General features: G+C 61.2%; 23 protein-coding genes. 3 read left to right on the top strand and 20 right to left on the bottom strand.

The genetic code is table 11. From position 1 onward, the window contains the following. Nucleotides 1–8: 8 nt before the first annotated feature. Genes flgH through AAC077_RS10250 form a run of 8 tightly spaced genes read right to left on the bottom strand, consistent with a single transcriptional unit; the run spans nucleotide 9 to nucleotide 4,067 of the window. Nucleotides 9–740: a flagellar basal body L-ring protein FlgH gene (flgH, locus tag AAC077_RS10285; RefSeq protein WP_339769170.1), complete on the bottom strand. Its 732-nt coding sequence runs from the start codon at nucleotides 738–740 to the stop codon at nucleotides 9–11. A 9-nt stretch (nucleotides 741–749) separates the two neighbouring features. Next, on the bottom strand, nucleotides 750–1,172 hold the full coding sequence (gene flgA, locus AAC077_RS10280; protein ID WP_339769168.1) for a flagellar basal body P-ring formation chaperone FlgA: 423 nt from the start codon (nucleotides 1,170–1,172) through the stop codon (nucleotides 750–752). Continuing rightward, the gene (flgG, locus tag AAC077_RS10275; protein WP_339769166.1) at nucleotides 1,169–1,954 is read right to left on the bottom strand and encodes a flagellar basal-body rod protein FlgG; all 786 of its coding nucleotides are present in this window, start codon (nucleotides 1,952–1,954) and stop codon (nucleotides 1,169–1,171) included. The genes flgA and flgG overlap by 4 nt, the downstream gene beginning before the upstream one ends. A gap of 12 nt (nucleotides 1,955–1,966) precedes the next feature. Next, nucleotides 1,967–2,677, bottom strand: a complete 711-nt coding sequence (locus AAC077_RS10270) for a flagellar hook-basal body complex protein (RefSeq protein WP_339769164.1) — start codon at nucleotides 2,675–2,677, stop codon at nucleotides 1,967–1,969. Between the two features lie 3 nt (nucleotides 2,678–2,680). Continuing rightward, complete coding sequence (locus tag AAC077_RS10265) at nucleotides 2,681–2,950, bottom strand: flagellar biosynthetic protein FliQ (protein ID WP_339769162.1); 270 nt, start codon at nucleotides 2,948–2,950, stop codon at nucleotides 2,681–2,683. 1 nt (nucleotide 2,951) lies between these two features. Beyond that, entirely contained in the window at nucleotides 2,952–3,248 is a 297-nt protein-coding gene (gene fliE, locus AAC077_RS10260) for a flagellar hook-basal body complex protein FliE (protein ID WP_339769160.1), read from the bottom strand. Between the two features lie 25 nt (nucleotides 3,249–3,273). After that, nucleotides 3,274–3,669: a flagellar basal body rod protein FlgC gene (gene flgC / locus AAC077_RS10255; RefSeq protein WP_339769158.1), complete on the bottom strand. Its 396-nt coding sequence runs from the start codon at nucleotides 3,667–3,669 to the stop codon at nucleotides 3,274–3,276. 11 nt (nucleotides 3,670–3,680) lie between these two features. After that, on the bottom strand, nucleotides 3,681–4,067 hold the full coding sequence (locus AAC077_RS10250) for a FlgB family protein (RefSeq protein WP_339769157.1): 387 nt from the start codon (nucleotides 4,065–4,067) through the stop codon (nucleotides 3,681–3,683). Between the two features lie 81 nt (nucleotides 4,068–4,148). Between AAC077_RS10250 and AAC077_RS10245 the strand changes: the two genes are divergently transcribed. Next, nucleotides 4,149–5,519, top strand: a complete 1,371-nt coding sequence (locus AAC077_RS10245) for a FliI/YscN family ATPase (RefSeq protein ID WP_339769155.1) — start codon at nucleotides 4,149–4,151, stop codon at nucleotides 5,517–5,519. Here AAC077_RS10245 and AAC077_RS10240 read toward each other — a convergent pair. The 6 genes from AAC077_RS10240 to AAC077_RS10215 form a co-directional block, all read right to left on the bottom strand. After that, a complete protein-coding gene (locus AAC077_RS10240) occupies nucleotides 5,508–6,296 on the bottom strand; it encodes a DUF1217 domain-containing protein (RefSeq protein ID WP_339769153.1) in 789 nt (262 codons plus the stop codon). The genes AAC077_RS10245 and AAC077_RS10240 overlap by 12 nt on opposite strands. A gap of 3 nt (nucleotides 6,297–6,299) precedes the next feature. Beyond that, nucleotides 6,300–6,701 (bottom strand): flagellar biosynthesis repressor FlbT, encoded by a 402-nt coding sequence (flbT, locus tag AAC077_RS10235; RefSeq protein WP_339769151.1) that lies wholly within the window; start codon nucleotides 6,699–6,701, stop codon nucleotides 6,300–6,302. Further along, a complete protein-coding gene (flaF, locus tag AAC077_RS10230; protein ID WP_339769149.1) occupies nucleotides 6,698–7,075 on the bottom strand; it encodes a flagellar biosynthesis regulator FlaF in 378 nt (125 codons plus the stop codon). Before flaF ends, flbT begins: the two co-directional genes overlap by 4 nt. Nucleotides 7,076–7,161: 86 nt before the next feature. After that, nucleotides 7,162–8,004, bottom strand: coding sequence for a flagellin (locus tag AAC077_RS10225; RefSeq protein WP_339769147.1), 843 nt, complete (start codon nucleotides 8,002–8,004; stop codon nucleotides 7,162–7,164). Between the two features lie 210 nt (nucleotides 8,005–8,214). Beyond that, nucleotides 8,215–8,574, bottom strand: a complete 360-nt coding sequence (locus AAC077_RS10220; protein ID WP_339769145.1) for a flagellar biosynthesis protein FlgN — start codon at nucleotides 8,572–8,574, stop codon at nucleotides 8,215–8,217. Then, nucleotides 8,564–8,854, bottom strand: coding sequence for a rod-binding protein (locus AAC077_RS10215; RefSeq protein ID WP_339769143.1), 291 nt, complete (start codon nucleotides 8,852–8,854; stop codon nucleotides 8,564–8,566). The genes AAC077_RS10220 and AAC077_RS10215 overlap by 11 nt, the downstream gene beginning before the upstream one ends. Before the next feature lie 113 nt (nucleotides 8,855–8,967). Here AAC077_RS10215 and AAC077_RS10210 point away from each other — a divergent pair, with 113 nt between their 5' ends. Both AAC077_RS10210 and AAC077_RS10205 read left to right on the top strand, forming a co-directional pair. Beyond that, nucleotides 8,968–10,584, top strand: coding sequence for a flagellar hook-length control protein FliK (locus AAC077_RS10210; RefSeq protein ID WP_339769141.1), 1,617 nt, complete (start codon nucleotides 8,968–8,970; stop codon nucleotides 10,582–10,584). 11 nt (nucleotides 10,585–10,595) lie between these two features. Beyond that, nucleotides 10,596–11,312: a flagellar hook capping FlgD N-terminal domain-containing protein gene (locus AAC077_RS10205; RefSeq protein ID WP_339769139.1), complete on the top strand. Its 717-nt coding sequence runs from the start codon at nucleotides 10,596–10,598 to the stop codon at nucleotides 11,310–11,312. On the opposite strand, the gene AAC077_RS10200 is transcribed toward AAC077_RS10205, so the two are convergent. The 6 genes from AAC077_RS10200 to AAC077_RS10175 all read right to left on the bottom strand — a co-directional run bounded on the left by AAC077_RS10200 (nucleotide 11,309) and on the right by AAC077_RS10175 (nucleotide 18,021). Continuing rightward, complete coding sequence (locus AAC077_RS10200; protein WP_339769138.1) at nucleotides 11,309–12,634, bottom strand: UDP-glucose/GDP-mannose dehydrogenase family protein; 1,326 nt, start codon at nucleotides 12,632–12,634, stop codon at nucleotides 11,309–11,311. The genes AAC077_RS10205 and AAC077_RS10200 overlap by 4 nt on opposite strands. Nucleotides 12,635–12,742: 108 nt before the next feature. Continuing rightward, nucleotides 12,743–14,056, bottom strand: coding sequence for an FAD-binding oxidoreductase (locus AAC077_RS10195; RefSeq protein WP_339769136.1), 1,314 nt, complete (start codon nucleotides 14,054–14,056; stop codon nucleotides 12,743–12,745). Further along, a complete protein-coding gene (locus tag AAC077_RS10190) occupies nucleotides 14,053–14,871 on the bottom strand; it encodes an ABC transporter permease subunit (protein ID WP_339769134.1) in 819 nt (272 codons plus the stop codon). Before AAC077_RS10190 ends, AAC077_RS10195 begins: the two co-directional genes overlap by 4 nt. Next, nucleotides 14,868–15,743 carry an ABC transporter permease subunit gene (locus AAC077_RS10185; RefSeq protein WP_339769133.1) on the bottom strand — a complete coding sequence of 292 codons (876 nt, stop codon included), beginning with the start codon at nucleotides 15,741–15,743 and terminating at the stop codon, nucleotides 14,868–14,870. The genes AAC077_RS10190 and AAC077_RS10185 overlap by 4 nt, the downstream gene beginning before the upstream one ends. Next, nucleotides 15,740–16,864 carry an ABC transporter ATP-binding protein gene (locus AAC077_RS10180; protein ID WP_339769132.1) on the bottom strand — a complete coding sequence of 375 codons (1,125 nt, stop codon included), beginning with the start codon at nucleotides 16,862–16,864 and terminating at the stop codon, nucleotides 15,740–15,742. The genes AAC077_RS10185 and AAC077_RS10180 overlap by 4 nt, the downstream gene beginning before the upstream one ends. 71 nt (nucleotides 16,865–16,935) lie before the next feature. Continuing rightward, nucleotides 16,936–18,021: a polyamine ABC transporter substrate-binding protein gene (locus AAC077_RS10175; RefSeq protein WP_339769130.1), complete on the bottom strand. Its 1,086-nt coding sequence runs from the start codon at nucleotides 18,019–18,021 to the stop codon at nucleotides 16,936–16,938. Between the last annotated feature and the right edge of the window lie 101 nt (nucleotides 18,022–18,122).

Here is an 18,122-nt window from a genome sequence, read left to right as displayed (position 1 = left end):
AGCCCCCTTCAGAATGGCAGGATCGCATCCAGCACCTGTTGCCCATAACGCGGTTGCTGCACGTCGGTGATCTGACCGCGCCCGCCATAGGACACACGTGCCGATGCGATCTTGTCATAGGTGATTTCATTCTGCCGCGAGATATCCTCGGGGCGGACATAGCCGGTGACCAGAAGTTCGCGCATCTCGAAATTCACGCGCAATTCCTGGCTGCCCGCGATCGACAGGACACCGTTGGGCAGCACCTCGACGATGGTGGCGGCCACGCGCAGGGTCAGCTTTTCCTTGCGCTTCACCGACCCGTCGCCCGCCGATGAGCTGGACGAGTTGATCGACACCGGATTGGTGCCCGATCCGCCATCATCAATCGCATTGTCCAGCCGTTGGGGGATGCCCACCAGTTCGGGAATGTTCAATGTCTCGCCGCTCGACCGCGACCGGTCGGTGGCGTTGGAAATTTCGGCCTTTTCGTCGATCTCGATCACCACGGTCAGAATGTCCCCGCGACGGATCGCCCGCCGGTCGCCCAGCAGCGATTTGCGCGACCCCGACCAAAGCGAGGCCTGATCCATCGGGCGCACAATCTCGATGGTGCGCGGCAACCCCGGCGAGATCATCGCGGCATGTTCGACCGTTTCCATCGGTTCGGAAAACGACGGCGCCTTGCCCAGATGGTCGCCGCGTCCGCAGGCGGACAGCAGCGCCACGCAGCTTAGAAGAAGTCCACAAAATCGTTTCATTTCAGTTTCCTAGTTGGACACGCGTACGGTGCCGTCGGCCTGCACCAGACCAAACAGCGTTGCGCGGGAATTCAGGTTCATGATGCGGATGCGATCACCAATGCCGCCGCGTTCCAGCGCGCGGCCTTCGGTGCTGATCGTCAGTTGCGCCCCTTGATAGTGCAGTTGGATGATCTGGTTTCGGTCAACCAGCGCGGGCGGCCCGATGTCGGCAAACCGGATCGGACGCCCTGCATACAACGCCACCCGCGCCTCTTGCCCGACCACATCCAGCGCGTTGTCGAACACATCGGCACGGCTGCCGGTAATGGCCTGCACGTCGGCGGCGGTGATCACCGATTGCGGGCGGATCGTGCGGGTGGGCACGACGATGTCGGCGCGGACAGCAGGGGCAGACAGAAACAGGCTGGCAAGCATCAGGATACGGATCATCGGATTTGCGTCGTCGCCCCCATCATCTGGTCGGCGGCCGAAATCACCTTGGCGTTCATTTCGTAGCCGCGTTGCGCCTCGATCAGCTCGGTGATTTCGCGCACCGCATCCACCGAACTGTCTTCCAGATACCCCTGTCGCAGGGTGCCCAGCCCGTCCTGCCCGGGGGCTGCCACCAGCGACGGACCCGACGCTGCGGTTTCGGTGAACAGATTGCCGCCAATCGCCTCCAGCCCCTTGGGGTTGCTGAACCCGGCCAGGGTAAATTGCCCTAGCAACTGTGCCTCGCTTTCGGCGGTGAAATAGGCGTAAACCTCGCCGTCGGCGTTGATCGAAATGCTGCGGACATCGGCGGGAATGACAATCTCGGGCGCCACCGGAAAGCCGTCCGAGGTGACAATCAGCCCCTCGCCGGTGCGTTTCAGCCCACCGTCGCGGGTATAGGCCGCCTGCCCTGATGGCAGCGTGACCTCAAGATATCCGTTGCCCTCGATGGCGATGTCCAGATCGCCGGCCGTGGCCGACAGCGACCCTTGGGCCAGATGCATCGACACCGCAGCGGGCCGCACCCCCAGCCCCAACTGCACCCCCGTGGGCAGCACCGTCCCGTCCGAGGCATTCACCGTGCCGGCGCGCGCCATCTGCTGGTAATGCAGGTCGGCAAATTCGGCACGGCGGGCATTGTACCCCGTGGTCGACATATTCGCGAGGTTGTTCGAAATCGTCTCGACCCGCATCTGCTGGGCGGACATGCCGGTGGCGGCAATCTTCAGGGCGCGCATGGGCTTTCTCCTTTATTTCGTCATGGATTCGAGCGCTTGGCGCACCCGTTTGTCTTCGGCTTCAAGGAAACTGGCGCCCATCTCATAGGCGCGCTGCACTTCGATCATGCGGGCCAGTTGCCCGATGGCATTGACGTTCGCACCCTCGACAAATCCCTGAACCACGCGGGCCCCCTCCGTCGGCTCGTACCCTGCGTCGGCGCGGAACATCACGCCGTCTTCGCGCTGCATGTCCAGCGGCGCCAGCGGGCGCACGACGCCGATCTGCCCGACCAGCACGCCATCCGCGCTCATGGTGCCATCCGAGGAAACGGAAATATCCGCACCCGGCGGCACAAAGATCGGCGCACCACCTGCGTCCAGCACACGAAAGCCGTCGTAGGTGACCAGATCGCCATCGGCATTTGGTGAAAACGCACCGGCGCGGGTCAATCGTTCACCGGCGGGCGTCTCGATCAGGAAAAATCCGTCACCCTCGATGGCAAAATCAAAGGTTCCGCCGGTCTGGCTTAGCGTGCCCTGTTCGAACGAGGTGTTGTGAACGTTGCCCTGCCCCATCGACAGCGACGGACCGTTTTCAACCGCCTTGACGTATTCCGAGAAAATCATCCCCTCTTGCCGATAACCGGTGGTGGCCGCGTTGGCGATGTTGTTGGCGACGATCTGCATCTCGCGTTTCAGGCCCATTTGGCGGGTGATGGTGATGTAACCTGCGCTGTCCATGGGTCAGCCTCCGATGATCAGGGGAATGATGCGGTCGTGAAAAAACGACACCAGCGTCTGGGTCATAAAGCCCATCGACATCCAGAACACGACGACGATGGCGGCCAGTTTGGGCACGAATGTCAGCGTCATTTCCTGGATCGAGGTCAGCGCCTGCACCAGCCCGATCGACACACCCGCAACCAGCGCCGCCGTCAGGATCGGGATCGACACGACCACCGCAACCCACAGCCCCTGACGCAGGGTGTCGAAAAAGATGATTTCGTTCAGCATCTTAGACCGGCATCCTCAGGATTTCCTGATAGGCCTCGACGACCTTGTTGCGCACGGTCACCGCCGTTTCGACAGCCAGCTCGGTCTGGGCCAGCGCCTGCACCAATGCGTGCGGATCCGCATCGCCGATCATCGACTGTTTGGCGACCTCTTCGCTGTGGGCCAGCGTCTGGGCAAAATCCATCGCCATGCTGCGAAAGGCATCGCCCATACCGCCCGCACCCGTGTCGGGTTTCGGTTCGGTCGCGGGCTTGGCATCGGCATAGCGTTGGGTGGCGTTCAGCAGTGACATATCCATTCTAGATACTCCTTGTTTGTTGGGTTCAGCGGCGCAGCAGGTCCATCAGGCCGGCCGACATCTTGCGGGCCTGTTCGAACATTTTCAGGTTCGCCTCGTAGCTGCGCTGCGCCTCGCGGGCGTCGGACAACTCGATCAGCAGGTTCACGTTCGACCCGTCGTAATGGCCGGTTTCATCGGCCAGCGGGTGCTGCGGATCATAGATCCGCTCAAGATCCGTCTTGCGGTCCAGATGCACGCGGCCGGTTTCAACCGTCGACACGGCATCGCCCATGCCAAAGGCCGTCTCGAAGGCGACCGTTTTGCGCCGGTATCCCGGCGTGTCCGCGTTCGAGATGTTTTCGGACAGGTGCCGCAACCGTTGCGCCTGCGCTTGCAAGCCGCTGGCAGAGACGGACAGGGATTTGGAAAAATCGCTCATCTCGTGATCCTTTAGCTGCGCGCAAGGGTGGCGTGCAGGACGTTCAGCGCCGATTTGTAAATCGCCAACGCCCGCTCGTGCTGCCGACCTGCGTCAACCGCGCTTAGCATTTCCTGCTCGACCGATACGGTGTTGCCGTCGGGCGATGCGGTGCCGGGCCGGTCCACGGGCGTCGCCGTGCCAGCCCCTGCCACAGCACCATTCAAGTGACCCGCACGCGTGGCACGCTGCACCTGCGCGTCATCCGGGCGGTACAGCGATCTGAAATCGGGCAGGTCACGCGCCATGTAGCCGGGCGTGTCCGCATTCGCGACATTCTGCGATATTAGAGCCTGTTTCTGACCCGCATGAACGGCCATCGCATTGGCGATTCTGAAAATTGATATGTTCTCGAACATCGGGGCTTCTCCCTCGTGCATTTCAATCAAGGCTTAACCCTGATTCCTTTAGAAACGGTTTGCAGAACCCAAGGGATTGTCATGAAAACCGCCTCAGCTTTCGCCGGATTGCAAAACCAGCTTGCACGTTTCAAACCCGTTCACCGGATTGGCCGTGTCACCCGCGCCGAAGGTTCTACGCTGCATGTTTCGGGTCTGGGAAACACCGCCCACATTGGCGATCGCGCCTTGCTCAGCGGGCAAAACGGCCTGCGGCTGAGCGGAGAGGTCGTCCAGCTGAACGGCGACGGCCTGGTGCTGCTGCCCGACGGAGAGATGGACGGCGTGGCCATCGGGGACCGCGTGATCTTGCAGGGCGGGGCAGTTATTGCGCCCCATGACGGCTGGATCGGGCGAATCGTTGACCCTGACGGCAAGGCGCTGGATGGCAGGCCGTTGCATCAGGGCAATGTCATGCGCCCCCTGCGGGGCAAACCGCCGCTGGCCGCGCTGCGCCGGGCGCTTGGCGGGCGGATGAACACGGGTCTGGCGGCGCTGAACACCGTGTTGCCCATCGTTCAAGGGCAGCGCGTCGGGCTGTTTGCAGGCTCGGGCGTGGGCAAATCCAGCCTGATGGGCACATTGGCCCGGTCGATGCAGGCCGATGTTGTGGTGATCGCGCTGATTGGCGAGCGTGGGCGTGAACTGCGTCATTTCGTTGACGAAATCCTGGGGGCAGAGGGGCTGGCGCGTTCGGTTGTTGTGGCTGCGACGTCGGACCAATCGGCCTTGTTGCGCCGCCGGTGTGCGTGGACCGCGATGGCCGTGGCCGAACATTTCCGCGATCAGGGAAAATCGGTCCTGTTCGTCGCCGATTCAATCACCCGTTTCGCCGAGGCCCACCGCGAGGTGTCGGTGGCCGCGGGCGAAGCACCCGTTTTGCGCGGACATCCCCCATCGACCGCGCATCTGATCATGTCCCTGTGCGAACGCGCCGGTCCCGGTCAGGGCGATCAGGGGGATATTACCGGCGTCTTCAGCGTTCTGGTGGCCGGATCGGACATGGACGAACCCATCGCCGACATCCTGCGCGGCGTGCTGGACGGCCACATTGTGCTGGACCGCACAATCGCCGAACGCGGGCGGTTTCCGGCGATCGATGTGCTGCGGTCGGTGTCGCGCAGCCTGCCTGCCGCCGCCTCTGATTCCGAAAATGAAAGCCTTGCTCAGGTGCGTCGCGCACTTAGTGTCTATGACCGCAATGCGATGATGATTTCGGCCGGCCTGTACACCCACGGCAGCGACCCCGAGATTGACCACGCTATACGTCTTTGGCCCGAGTTAGAGACGTTTTTAGCCAAATCAGAGCCGCAAGGCGTGGCCAACAGCTTTGCCCAGCTTAACCTGATCCTGCGGCGGGCCAGCGCAGGGCCAAAAGGCCCGGCAAGGCACGTCCCGGCCTCACGATTGTAGCAGCATCAGTGCGATTGACCCGGACGACGTGTTGGCATTGAACGCACTGATCTGGGACAGGGCGACGTATTTGGTCATCAGATCCTGCAACACCTCGGGGTCCGAAAACTGCGCGGGGTCCGAGCTGCCGAACATACGCTCGGCACGCTCCTGAAAGACCTCAAGTTGCTTGTCGATGTCCTGCTGGCCAAAAGCCTTGGGCAGGCTGAACACAGTGTCAAACACCGCCCGCAGCGGCGATTCCCCCATGATAGAGAACCATTTCGACCGCTCGCTGCTGTCGTCCGCAGCCAGTTCCGGCAATTTGCGTTCCGCATACAGAGCGATCCGCAGGGTTTCGTCCACGTTGCCGGTGGCCACCTCGAAACTGGCGGTTTCGTACAGGTTCACAATGCGCTCGGCAAAGCTTGAAAACGCAGTGGGACTGAATTCGTTCGGACCAAAACCGAATGCTTCGGACAGGTCCTTGTAGCGTTTGTCGGTAAAGCGGTTGGCCAGCGCGTCGTCGGCGGTCGTGCCTTCCTCAAGCATTTTCTGGATGAAAAACTTGTTATTGATGTCGTCCTGCAACCCGAATGCGCCCAACGCGACGCTTAGCAACTGGCGGTCATCGACCAGTTCTCTGGCCGAGGTCACCTTGCCGATGTTATCGCGAAAATAATCGGTTTCGCGGTTCAGCTGTGCCGACTGGTTAAACGCCTCGCGCTGAAGGTCATAGGTTTTTTGCAGGAACCGCCATCCGGCCAGACCGCCGGTGGGAACGACAGGCTGGAACATCGGTCAGGTTCCCGCAGCCAACAGGCGGTCTTCGCGCGGGATCAGCAGCCGCAACGCCTTGAGACAGTGGTAGTGGTCGCCGTTCACCAAGGCGTCCGAGGCCACAGCCAGCGACAGGCGGCTGTCGCGATCGGTAAAGACCTGGCTCAGCTCCTCGATATGCCTCAACAGCGATTTCCGGCTGCTTTCGGCATCCCCGTCCCCTGACAGCACCAGTTGCACCGCGTAACAGACACGGCGCACTGGTGTCGTGGCCTCGTCCGGGTGTATGGCATCGCGCAAACGCAGGATGTTCGCGTCTTTGGTTACAATCGCCAACCGACTGCGCCGGTCGCCGTTTTCGATGACAGCCCCGTTGATCAGGATACGTTCCTTGGGGCTCAGTTTCAGGATCAGACCGCTCATTGCCGTGCCCCGTTCCCTTTCAGACCGCGCAAAACGGCCATGTTGATTTCAAGAAGAGGCATGACCGACGCCTGCCTTTGCAGGATCTTGCTGGTATGCTGTGCGGTGAATTCGGCCAGATAGATGACCCGCGCCCGCAAGGTTTCGGGCAGACCGTTGCCATTGCCTGCCACATCCACCGCCAGGTTCGTCCACAGACGGCGATTGTCGTGCAAAGCTTCCGCAAAGGAACCGAAATTCCGCGACGAATCCTGTGCCGCGCTGCGCAGGCGTCGTGTGACCTGCGCGATAACCTCGTATTCGCCGCGTCGGTCCGTTCGGGTCGGGGCCGCGTTCGCGGCATAGCCGCGTTGTGCTGTGGAATATGCGTTCACAGGACCACTTTCAATGATGTGCCAATTGGGTGGTTACGTCTTGCGAAGGGCCGGGGCGCGCAGATACGCGCGCCCCGACGGATCGCTTAACGGAACAGCGACAGGATGGTCTGCGGCGCCTGGTTGGCGATCGACAGCGCCTGAACACCCAACTGCTGCTGCGTTTGCAGCGCCTGAAGACGCGCCGACGCCTCTTCCATGTCCGCATCCACCAATGCGCCGATGCCAACCTTCATCGCATCCGTCAGCTTGCCGACGAATTCGTTCTGGTCGGTGATCCGTTTGGAAGATGCGCCCAACGAAGCTGCACCGGTGATGGCGGTCTGCAAGAAGGCCTCCATCTCGCCCAGCGCAGTGACAGCCGATGCCTGATCGGCAATCGCGGTGCGGCCTGCAATGTCCAGGTTCGCCTCGAAATCGACGGTGGCGACGTCAATGGTGGACGCGGTCGGCGCACCGGTGCCCACACGATCCAACGACGACAGCACGGTCAGTTGCGTGCCGCCATTGCCGTCTGTATCGGTGGCCAACAGGTTCACACCGTTGAACTGCGATGCGCTGATGATCGACAGGATCTGCGCTTCTTTCTCGGCCATGTCTGCGTCGATCTTGGCAAAGTCAGCCGTTTCGCTGTTGCCCGAAATCGCCAGCGATTTCATCTCGTCCAGAACCTTAACGATCTGTTCGGCACCGGCCGAGGCCACGGCAACCGTTGCTTCACCGACCGACAACGAGTCAGAGATGGATTTGAAGCCCGAGACGTCCGATTCCATCACCTTGGAAATCGCCCAGACGGCCGAGTTGTCCTTGGCCATCGAAACCGATTTACCGGTCGAGATTTCATCCTGCGTTTTCGCCAGGTTCGAGTTGATGGATTTCAGAGTTTGCAGCGCAACCATTGCGCTGTTGTTTGTATTGATGCTCGACATGAACATGTTCCTTATGTCTTGACGCTTTGCGCCAGGTTACGTCCCGCCCCCCATTGGGACGGACAAAAACAAGTCATTCTGACATTTGCATTTTTCAGCATTGCTGAGCAGCGCCACTCTGTTCTCGAGTGCAGGGTCAACATCGCATCCACGTGCTAACGGAGTGCTAATGCTGGCCCGCATGTTCCGCCCGATTTTAATCAAACCGCCCTAGGCCCGCTTTTCGACCGAACGGGTCGGCGTCAGGGCGATCTCGTTTTTCTTGCCGTCGGCATCATATATATCCAGCGAACTGCGAATGCGGTGCATGGTGGCCAGCCGCCGCGTCACGGCGCGCACCCCATCCAAGGCCGAATTCAACAGCGACTGGTTGCGGACAACCTTGGCGTTCAGCGCGGTCAGCAGCGCCGGGTCGGCGCCGTCCTGCGCGTTCAGACGTGTGATCAGATCCTCTTTCAGATCCAGCGTGCGCGCGATCTTGTCCAGGTCGCCCGCCAGCAGCGCCGTGCGTTCCTGATCCAGCAGATCGTCCAGCGCGTTCATGGTGTCGTCAATCGGATCATCCGCCATGGCTTCGCCCTTTCAACGCGTGGAACAGCGATTCGCTTAGGCCGATGCCGCCGGCGGCGACCATCTTTTCGGCCTGCGCCTGCACCAGAAACGATGAAAACTGATCCTCTCCGGCACCGCCGCCAAAGCTGTCGCGCGCCTGGCCGAACCCTGCGGACTTCAACATTTCCGCGAGAAACCCCGCCTCAAGCTGGTCGGCGACGGCACGCAATTCGTCATCGGTGCGTGCGGTCGCGGTGCGGGTTGCCTGCGTGCCCGCCAAGTCTGGTGTCACTTGCATCCTGTGATCCCTTCAAATGCGTTGTATTTTCCAGATCATGACGCAGGACCGGTAAAGAAGCGGTAACCAAAGCAAGGCTAAGACAGGGACAAGGAAGAATTCCCGGAGGCTATGTGCAACTTATTCCCTTGCTTCAAACCGGCGCGCCCGTCGGGCAGCGTACCACCCTGGCGGCGACGGGTTCCCATGTCAGTTTCGCCGCGGCTTTTGACAAGCTGGCCGCGTCCGATACCGCCAAGACGGCCCCCACGGACGTGGATACGCCTGCCCGCTCAGACACTGCGCCGACGGGTCAGACAGAAGATGATCCAACCGATGCGAACACTCTGCCTGCCGGCATGGAAGAGTCAGAAGATGAGGATTCGCTTGATAGTCCGCCGATGCCTGTCGGCCTCGACCCAACAGCCCAACACGCAAAGACCAACGCGGAAACGCCGCTGCGCCCGGGATCTGAATCGCGGCTGATCTACGCGGTACAATTCGATGGCGCTTCGCAATCATCTGGTGGTGCGACCGGGTCAGACGCAGGGACAGGCGGCGCTGCCGCCATAGTCGCCCACCGGGAAACGGCAGAGTTGATGATGCGCCCTGCGGATCACGGACCTGACGCGCCGCAAAGTGTGACACCGTCCATGGCGGCAACGGCTGACATGCGCGAAACCGCAACGGTGACAGATAAAACCGCACCCGTGTTACACCCCCTGCCCACGATGCCTGCCGATGGGCTGGACCGCGCGGGTAACAAACCGGTCTTCGCTTCTGAGCACACGTATCGCGTTGGCAGCACACTGCTACCTTCTCAAACGGCCGCCACAGCATCGGATACGGCGATCCGCGTCAACGCAACACCCGCGTACGGTGACAGCACCGCTGCCGGTGCAGCACGCCAACAGCCGTCACCAAGGCAGGCTTATTTGTCGATGCATGCCCCGGCTGTGCCTCAATCCGCCGCCCCGATCCCACAGTCCGCATCTGGTCCCACAGACGCCCGATTGGAAAGCCAGCAGCAAACGCCGATTGCAACGGTCATCATTCGAACGATGGCTTCACCGGCACAAGCCGCCGACGGGGAGCGACCAACCACGGCCAACCCGGCGGCTCCGCAGCACCCCCCGACCAACCCGGGCACTGTGCAACCCACCGTCACGCGAAACATCTCTGAGCCTGGGCTTGCACCGACCCAGCCCCTGACCGCTGTGTCAGCCGCGAATCCGTCGACCGATCTGGAGCATGGTGAGGGACAGATTGAAACCGCGCTGGCCGACATACGGACCCCTGGCCCGACATCGGTGCAGTCGCACATCCCGACGGTGCAGGCGGCCCCGCAGCACCTGCATGCGACCCTGGCCAAACAGATCGCGGAGGCTGCGCAAAACGGCAGTGACCGGCAGATCGAGCTTACCCTCAGCCCAGCCGAGCTGGGCAAGGTCCGCATGTCTCTTTCGACAACGGATGCGGGCGTGTCGGTCCTGATCCACGCCGACCGGCCCGAAACGCTGGACCTGATGCGCCGGAACATTGGCGATCTGGAAAGCGAATTTGCCGACATGGGCTATGGCGACGTTGATTTTGCCTTTTCCGGCGGCGACGACGCGCAAGACCAGCGCGGCGATCATCCGCAGTCGCAGGCCACGCCATCACATGCGGACGGGACCGCTGTCGGCACCGCATCGAATGTCTCTGGCGGCCCACCGCTGTCGCCAGAAACCTCCATGGACATCAGAATATAAGGATCGTCGCCATGAACATTTCCCCGGCCGTCGCCCAGTCTCAATCGCAAGCACGGGCACAAGCACAGGCCCAAGCACAAACCACCGCGACAACCGCATCGAACGGGGCGTCGTCGCTGATCTCGTCCGACTTTGAAACCTTCCTCAGGATGATGACCACACAGGCCCGCTATCAGGACCCGTTGGAACCGATGGACAGTTCGGAATACGCCGCACAACTGGCGCAGTTTTCGATGGTGGAACAGCAGGTGCAGACAAACGATCTGTTGCAGTCGCTCAGCGCCGCGTTGCAGACCGCAACCGCGACGCAAACCAGCGTCGGCGCGCTGTCGGGCTGGATCGGGATGGAGGCGCTGTCCTATGCCCCCGCGCATTTCGATGGCACCCCTGTGACCATCGCCCCGAACCCCCTGACGGCAGCCGATACCGCCTATCTGGTGGTCTACGACGCCAACGGAACCGAGGTGCAGCGCCAAAGCATCCCGGTGTCGCCCGATGCGGTGCAATGGCACGGGGTCGCGGGTTTGAACGGCTCGACCTTCCCCGAGGGGAACTACACCTTTGAAATCGAAAGCTTCCAGCAGGGCGAGCTGTTGTTGGCCGAGCGCGCCCAGACCTACGGGCGCGTCACCGAAGCGCGGATTGAAGAAGGGCGCACGATCCTGATCCTGGAAGGCGGGCTTGCGGTTCTGGCCGACGATGTGACGGGGCTGCGCGAACCGGTCTAGTGGTCAATCCCGTAGTCTTCGCGCCCGACCGAAGTATAGGCCAGAAATCCGGCGCGCTTGGCGTCCTTTTGCGAATAGATATTGCGCAGGTCGGCCATGACCGGCGTGGCCATCCGTTTGACAATGCGTTTCAGGTCAAGCGCGCGGAATTCGTTCCATTCGGTCAGGATCACCACCGCGTCGGCGTTCTGGGTTGCCTTGTAGACATCCTCGAACCAGTTGACGCCGGGCAACAACGCTTCACCTTCGCGGCGGCCTTGCGGGTCGACCACCCGCACCTTGGCACCGCCGCCCACCAACGCGGGCACGATGGTCAGTGACGGGCTGTCGCGCATGTCGTCGGTGTTGGGTTTGAACGTCACCCCCAGAATGGCGATGATCTTGCCATTGACCTTGCCACCGCACAGATCGACCACCTTGTCGATCATCCGGCGCTTGATCTCGTCATTTACCTTGATCACCGTCTCGGTCAGTTGCATGGGCATCGAATGGTCCTGCCCCATGCGGGCCAGCGCCTGCGTATCCTTTGGGAAACAACTGCCGCCATAGCCGGGGCCTGCGTGCAGGAACTTGTTGCCGATGCGCCCGTCCAGCCCCATGCCTTGCGACACGGTTTTCACATCCGCGCCGGTGCGCTCACACAAGGCTGCGATTTCGTTGATAAAGGTGATCTTGGTCGCCAGAAACGCGTTGGCGGCGTATTTGATCATCTCGGCGCTTTCCAGATCGGTCGTCATGATCGGAAAATCGCGCAGGTACAGCGGGCGGTAGATCTGGTTCATCACGTCAGCGGCGCGGTCGTTCTGTACGCCGACGACAACACGGTCGGGGCGCATGAAATCGTCAATTGCCGCGCCTTCGCGCAGAAATTCGGGGTTGCTGGCCACATCGAAATCGGCCTCGGGATTGGCCTTGTGCACCGCCTGTTTGACCTGACGGTTGGTGCCCACCGGCACGGTCGATTTGGTCACGATCACGGCGTAACCGGTCAGCGCATCGGCAATCTCGGCGGCGGCGGCCATGACATAGGTCAGATCGGCGTGGCCATCGCCGCGACGCGTGGGCGTGCCAACCGCGATAAACACGGCCTCGGCCCCGTCCACCGCGGCTTTCAGATCGCCGGTGAAGGACAGGCGCCCGGCCGCCACGTTCTTGGCCATCAGATCGTCCAGTCCAGGCTCGTAAATCGGCACTTCGCCGCGTTCCAGCATCTCGACCTTCTTGGGGTCCTTGTCGACACAAACCACATCGTGCCCAAAGTCCGAGAAACACACACCCGACACCAGCCCGACGTAGCCGGTTCCGATCATTGCGATTTTCATGCTGGTTCCTCTGCGCTGCCTGCTGCGATTGAGATGGAAGTTACCGGCGATCCTGTCAACGCTGCGGTGCGTCCGGCTATGGGTTTTGCGCCAAAAGACGCAGTTACGTCACAGATCGGCCAGCATGAATCCGGCATAAGCGGCAGGCATGACCGCACGGCGGAACCGTCCCAGCGGAAACCGTGACAGCGGTTGCGCCATCGCCACGGGCACGTCGCCCTGCCCCATGATCTGCCCCGCGATCAGCTTGCCGGCATAGGTGCCCATGGCCACGCCGTTGCCGTGGTAGCACAGGCTGGCGAACAGGCCCGGCTGCCCCGGAACCGCGCCAACAAAGGGCATCATATCACGGGCAATACACACCATCCCCGACCAGGAATGCGCGCTTTCCACATGCCGCCAGGCGGGGAACATCGCATCAAAATCCTGACGCACACGACGGCGCGCGCGGACCTCGGCAGCGGGGTTTGACGTCAGCCCTCCGCGCATCCCGAACAGGAACCGCCCGTCAGGCATCTTGCGGAAATAGTGCAGCAGGTTGCGCGTGTCATAGCACGCTTGATCGCTGGTCCATCCCGCGTCGGCCTGCTCTTGCTGGGTCAGAGGGCGGGTGACGATCACGTTCGACTGGCTGGGCATATAACGCCCTGCCAGCCACGCGGGCAGATCGTCCGAGGAATAGCCGTTGGTGGCGATCACCACCTGATCGGCAGTGACCGTGCGGCCAGCGGACAAGGTCCATTTCTGACCGCGTTTCAGGCTCTGCACAGGGCTTTTGCCAAAGATACGCGCACCTGCATCCCGTGCAGCGGCAGCCAGTCCGGCAATGTATTTGCGCGGGTTCAGGCCAAAACCGATGGGGATGGTCAGCGCGCCGTGGAACGGCCCGGACAGTCCATGGGCTGCCAGATCGCCCTTGGCGATAATCTCGCAATCAATCCCGTGGTTCTCGGCCGCGCCTTCGGCGGCGCGGCGCAGGTCGTCCATATCCTTGGCGCGGTGCGCCAGTTCGGTTTCGCCGTTCGAATGGCGGTCGACATCAATGCCATGCGCTTGGGTGATCTGTTCAACCAGCCCGATCGCATCGCGTTCCGCCTTGCGATACTGCAACCGGCCCGCGCGGCCAACGCGCCGGTCCAGACCTGCGTCGTCAATCCGCGCGCCACCCAGACAGCAAAAGCCGCCGTTGCGCCCGGACGCGCCCCAGCCCACGTATTCGGCTTCCAGAACAACAACATCAACACCCGCTTGCGCCAGATGCAATGCCGCCGACAGGCCGGTGAAGCCGCCCCCGACGATGGCCACGTCGCAGGCAATATCCGTCTCTAACGCGGGGAAATCCGGCAGGTCGCAGGTTTCATCCCACCAACAGCCCGCGCGTGGCCCGCTGCCAAAGGCATAGTCGGCATAGATACGTTTCATGTGGCGCGCTGCGCGGCCTGCTCTTCACGGCGCACCCGCACCGCGTGGCGTTTCGACATCAGCGACGCGGTGATCACCCCCACCGATACGATCCCGATCAGGATCGACGACAGCGCGTTGATCTCGGGCGAGACCCCCAAGCGCACCGACGACCAGATCTTCATCGGCAGCGTTGTGGCCGACGGACCTGTGGCAAAGGACGCAATCACCAGATCATCCAAGCTGAGCGTAAAGGCCAGCAACCACCCTGAAATCACCGCAGGTGCGATGATTGGCAGCGTCACCAACCGAAACGCATCGAACTGCGATGCACCCAGATCCAGTGCCGCCTCTTCCAGCGACCGGTCAAAGGTGGCCAGGCGCGACGACACCACGACCGATACGTAACACATGGAAAAGGTGGTGTGCGCCAGAACAATGGTCATCACGCCACGGTCCATGCCGATGCCGATGAACAGCAGCAGCAGCGACAGGCCGGTGATCACTTCGGGCATCACCAGCGGCGCATAGATCATGCCGGAAAACAGTGTGCGCCCCATGAACCGCCCGCCGCGCACCAGCACATAGGCGGCCATCGTGCCCAGAACCGTGGCAAAGGTGGACGACATCACGGCCACCTTCAGCGTGACCCATGCGGCATCCAGAAATGCCTCGTTCTGGAACAGCGTGCCGTACCATTTGGTCGAGAAACCGGCCCAGACCGTCACCAGCTTGGACGCGTTGAAGCTGAAGATGACAAGGATCAGCATCGGCAGGTAGAGGAAGGCGAAACCAAATGTCAGGCTGACCACGTTGAACGGGCTAAGACGGTTCATTGCTCTGCCTCCTGCTGGCGCTGTTCGTTGCGCTGGAACAGGATGATCGGAATGATCAGGATCAACAGCAGGATCACCGCCACGGCACTGGCCACGGGCCAATCCCGGTTGGCAAAGAATTCCTCGAACAGAACCTTGCCGATCATCAGCGTGCCCGAACCACCCAGCAAAGACGGGATCACAAATTCGCCCAGCGCCGGGATAAAGACAAGGAAACAGCCCGCCACGATCCCGTTGCGCGACAGCGGGATCGTCACCAGCCAAAACGCCTGCATACGCGAACAGCCCAGATCTTCGGCCGCCTCGATCAGGCTTTCGTCCAGCCGCTCAAGTGCTGCATAGATCGGCAGGATCATAAAGGGCAGATAGGTGTAGACGATCCCGATATAGACCGCCCAATTGGTGTTCAGGATGGTCAACGGTTCGCTGATCACGCCGGTCCACAGCAGGAACTGGTTCAGGAACCCTTCGGTGCTGAGAATGCCCACCCACGCATAAACGCGGATCAGGAACGACGTCCAGAACGGCAGGATCACCAACATCATCAGCGTCGGGCGCCATTCTTCGGGCGCGCGCGCCATGGCATAGGCCATCGGATAGCCGACCAGCAGCGTAACAAGGGTGGATACGAACGCGATTTGCAACGAACTGACGTAAGCTTTCCAATACAGGTCATCCTGCGTCAGAAACACGAAGTTTTCGAAATCCAGACCGGAAATCAGCGCGGCAAAGCCGTCTTTCATCGTCGGCGTATAGGGCGGGATCGCCAGCGCCGTGTCGGACAGGGACACTTTGAACACGATGGCAAAGGGCACCAGAAACAGCGCCAACAGCCACAGGTACGGCACCGCTATGAGGGCAAAGCGTCTCACGCTTCCAACAACACGCCGGCGGTGGCGCTCCAGCTTAGCCACACGGGGTCTTCCCATGTGTAGGCGCGGCGCGACACGCGGCGGGTGTTGGCCGACTGCGCCTTGATCACCTGACCGGTGGGCAATTCAACGTGATAGGTGCTGAGGTTGCCCAGATAGGCGATGTCCAGAACCTTACCCTGCACTGCGTTTGCCGCATCGGCAGGGCGTTCGGCGCTGATCGCGATTTTCTCGGGGCGGATCGCCAGATGCGCCTTTTGCCCATCGCTGAACGGGCGGGCACTGGTGGCGGTCGCAGGTTCGGTACTGCCCCAGTCGATGGCATAGCTTTCGGGGCCGTTGGCCTTGGCCGTGCCTTCCAGGATGTTCACGTCACCGATGAAATCCGCCACGTAGACACTGTTTGGCGCTTCGTAGATCTTTTCGGGCGTCGCCACCTGAATGATGCGCCCCTCGTCCATCACCGCGACGCGGCTGGCGACGGTCATCGCCTCTTCCTGATCGTGTGTCACGATGACGAATGTGGTGCCGGTGGTTTCCTGAATGTCCATCAGCTCGAACTGCGTGTCCTGCCGCAGCTTTTTGTCCAGCGCGCCCAGCGGTTCGTCCAGCAGCAGCAGCTTGGGCGCCTTGGCCAGCGACCGGGCCAAGGCCACACGCTGACGCTGACCACCGGAAATCTGGTGCGGCTTGCGACGGCCGAACTTGGACAGGCGAGTCAGTTTCAGCATTTCCTCGACGCGGGCGGCGATGGCGTCCTTGGGCATGTCGGACCGGCGCAGGCCGAACGCGATGTTGTCCCAAACGGTCAGGTGCGGGAACAGCGCGTAGGACTGAAACATCATGTTCACCGCGCGTTTGTTCGGCGGCACACCCGCAATGTCCTGCCCCGACAGCAGGATCGACCCCTCGGACGGCGCCTCGAACCCGGCCAGCATCCGCATCATCGTGGTCTTGCCACAGCCCGACGGCCCCAGCAGCGCAAAGAATTCACGCTCGTAAATGTCCTGCGTCAGGTCATCAATGGCCACAAAGTCACCAAATCGCTTGGTCACATTCACGAACTGGATCAACGGCTTTTGCTGCGGATCATCCCAAGGGGCAAATACGGTCTGTGCCAAAATATTTCCTCACAGAAATCACGGGGGAAAAAGACGCGCGACCCCAATGGCCGCGCGCCGGATCAGAGGCTTCAGGTGCCCGATTTGACCTTGGTCCACAGACGCGTCACGACACGCTGCGTTTTCGCGTCATAAGGCGACGTGGTGTACAGTTTTTCCAGCGTTTCGGCGTCGGGATAGATCGCCGTGTCGCCAATCACATCCTCGACCAGAAACTCCTGGCTGGCGAGGTTGCCGTTGGCGTAATAGACATAGTTCGACGCCGCCGCCATGTTCTGCGCGTCCATGATAAAGTTCAGGAACTTGTGCGCCCCGTCAGGGTTCGGTGCGTCCACCGGGATGGCCATGTTGTCGAACCACATCAGCGCGCCCTCTTTCGGCGCATTGAATTCGATGGTCACGCCGTTGTCAGCCTCGGCTGCGCGGTCGCGCGCTTGCAGAATGTCACCGGACCAGCCCACCGCCACACAGATGTCGCCGTTGGCCAATGCGTTGATATATTCCGAACTGTGGAATTTCTGCACATAGGGCGCGATGGCGGTCAGGACCGGCTCGGCCTTCTGGATGGTTTCAGCGTCTTGCGCGTCGGGGTTTTCGCCGATGTAGTTCAGCGCCGCGGGGATAATCTCTGCCGGTGCATCCAGGAAATGAACGCCGCAAGCCGACAGTTTTTCCATGTTGGCAGGGTCAAAAACCAGCGCCAGCGATCCAATGGGGGCATCGTCGCCCAGCACTTCCTTGACCTTGTCGACGTTCACGCCAATGCCGGTGGTGCCCCACATATAGTTGATCGCATATTCGTTGCCGGGGTCATATTTGCCGACCCGTGTGTTGATCACGTCCCACATGTTTTCCAGGTTCGGCAGCTTGGATTTGTCCAGCTTCTGAAAGGCACCGGCGCTGATCTGGCGTTGCAGGAATGTGCCCGACGGCACAACGACGTCATAGCCGGACGATCCGGCCAGCATTTTGGTTTCCAACACTTCGTTGCTGTCAAAAACGTCATAAATCAGGTCAATGCCTGTTTCTTCCTCGAATTTGGTCAGCAGGCTTTCGTCGATATAGTCGGACCAGTTGTAAACGCGCACTTCTTCGGCCATTGCCGATGAGGCGATTACCGCCAGTGCCGCAACTGTGCTAAGCATCGTCTTGGTCATGTTATTCTCCCGTTCATCAGACCGGGTTGATCCCGGCTTGGTTTAATTTGATCAAGTTTTGCCCTTTGCGGCAAGATGATTTATGGTTTCACGGCAGGTTG

The organism is uncultured Pseudosulfitobacter sp. (genome assembly GCF_963976325.1).
In the GTDB taxonomy this organism is placed as follows: domain Bacteria; phylum Pseudomonadota; class Alphaproteobacteria; order Rhodobacterales; family Rhodobacteraceae; genus Pseudosulfitobacter.
The sequence above is the reverse complement of the archived record's forward strand: the minus strand, read 5'-3'. Positions and strand labels throughout refer to the sequence as shown.

What these genes read in the sequence shown, in the direction of transcription:
- AAC077_RS10205 (WP_339769139.1), top strand. Translation starts at nt 10,596, where the DNA reads ATGAACATTTCCCCGGCCGTCGCCCAGTCTCAATCGCAAGCACGGGCA.
- AAC077_RS10265 (WP_339769162.1), bottom strand. Translation starts at nt 2,950, where the DNA reads ATGCTGAACGAAATCATCTTTTTCGACACCCTGCGTCAGGGGCTGTGG.
- AAC077_RS10190 (WP_339769134.1), bottom strand. Translation starts at nt 14,871, where the DNA reads ATGAACCGTCTTAGCCCGTTCAACGTGGTCAGCCTGACATTTGGTTTC.
- AAC077_RS10245 (WP_339769155.1), top strand. Translation starts at nt 4,149, where the DNA reads ATGAAAACCGCCTCAGCTTTCGCCGGATTGCAAAACCAGCTTGCACGT.
- AAC077_RS10215 (WP_339769143.1), bottom strand. Translation starts at nt 8,854, where the DNA reads ATGCAAGTGACACCAGACTTGGCGGGCACGCAGGCAACCCGCACCGCG.
- AAC077_RS10195 (WP_339769136.1), bottom strand. Translation starts at nt 14,056, where the DNA reads ATGAAACGTATCTATGCCGACTATGCCTTTGGCAGCGGGCCACGCGCG.
- AAC077_RS10240 (WP_339769153.1), bottom strand. Translation starts at nt 6,296, where the DNA reads ATGTTCCAGCCTGTCGTTCCCACCGGCGGTCTGGCCGGATGGCGGTTC.
- fliE (WP_339769160.1), bottom strand. Translation starts at nt 3,248, where the DNA reads ATGGATATGTCACTGCTGAACGCCACCCAACGCTATGCCGATGCCAAG.
- AAC077_RS10220 (WP_339769145.1), bottom strand. Translation starts at nt 8,574, where the DNA reads ATGGCGGATGATCCGATTGACGACACCATGAACGCGCTGGACGATCTG.
- AAC077_RS10175 (WP_339769130.1), bottom strand. Translation starts at nt 18,021, where the DNA reads ATGACCAAGACGATGCTTAGCACAGTTGCGGCACTGGCGGTAATCGCC.
- AAC077_RS10250 (WP_339769157.1), bottom strand. Translation starts at nt 4,067, where the DNA reads ATGTTCGAGAACATATCAATTTTCAGAATCGCCAATGCGATGGCCGTT.
- flgC (WP_339769158.1), bottom strand. Translation starts at nt 3,669, where the DNA reads ATGAGCGATTTTTCCAAATCCCTGTCCGTCTCTGCCAGCGGCTTGCAA.
- flgH (WP_339769170.1), bottom strand. Translation starts at nt 740, where the DNA reads ATGAAACGATTTTGTGGACTTCTTCTAAGCTGCGTGGCGCTGCTGTCC.
- flgG (WP_339769166.1), bottom strand. Translation starts at nt 1,954, where the DNA reads ATGCGCGCCCTGAAGATTGCCGCCACCGGCATGTCCGCCCAGCAGATG.
- flbT (WP_339769151.1), bottom strand. Translation starts at nt 6,701, where the DNA reads ATGAGCGGTCTGATCCTGAAACTGAGCCCCAAGGAACGTATCCTGATC.
- AAC077_RS10225 (WP_339769147.1), bottom strand. Translation starts at nt 8,004, where the DNA reads ATGTCGAGCATCAATACAAACAACAGCGCAATGGTTGCGCTGCAAACT.
- AAC077_RS10270 (WP_339769164.1), bottom strand. Translation starts at nt 2,677, where the DNA reads ATGGACAGCGCAGGTTACATCACCATCACCCGCCAAATGGGCCTGAAA.
- AAC077_RS10200 (WP_339769138.1), bottom strand. Translation starts at nt 12,634, where the DNA reads ATGAAAATCGCAATGATCGGAACCGGCTACGTCGGGCTGGTGTCGGGT.
- flgA (WP_339769168.1), bottom strand. Translation starts at nt 1,172, where the DNA reads ATGATCCGTATCCTGATGCTTGCCAGCCTGTTTCTGTCTGCCCCTGCT.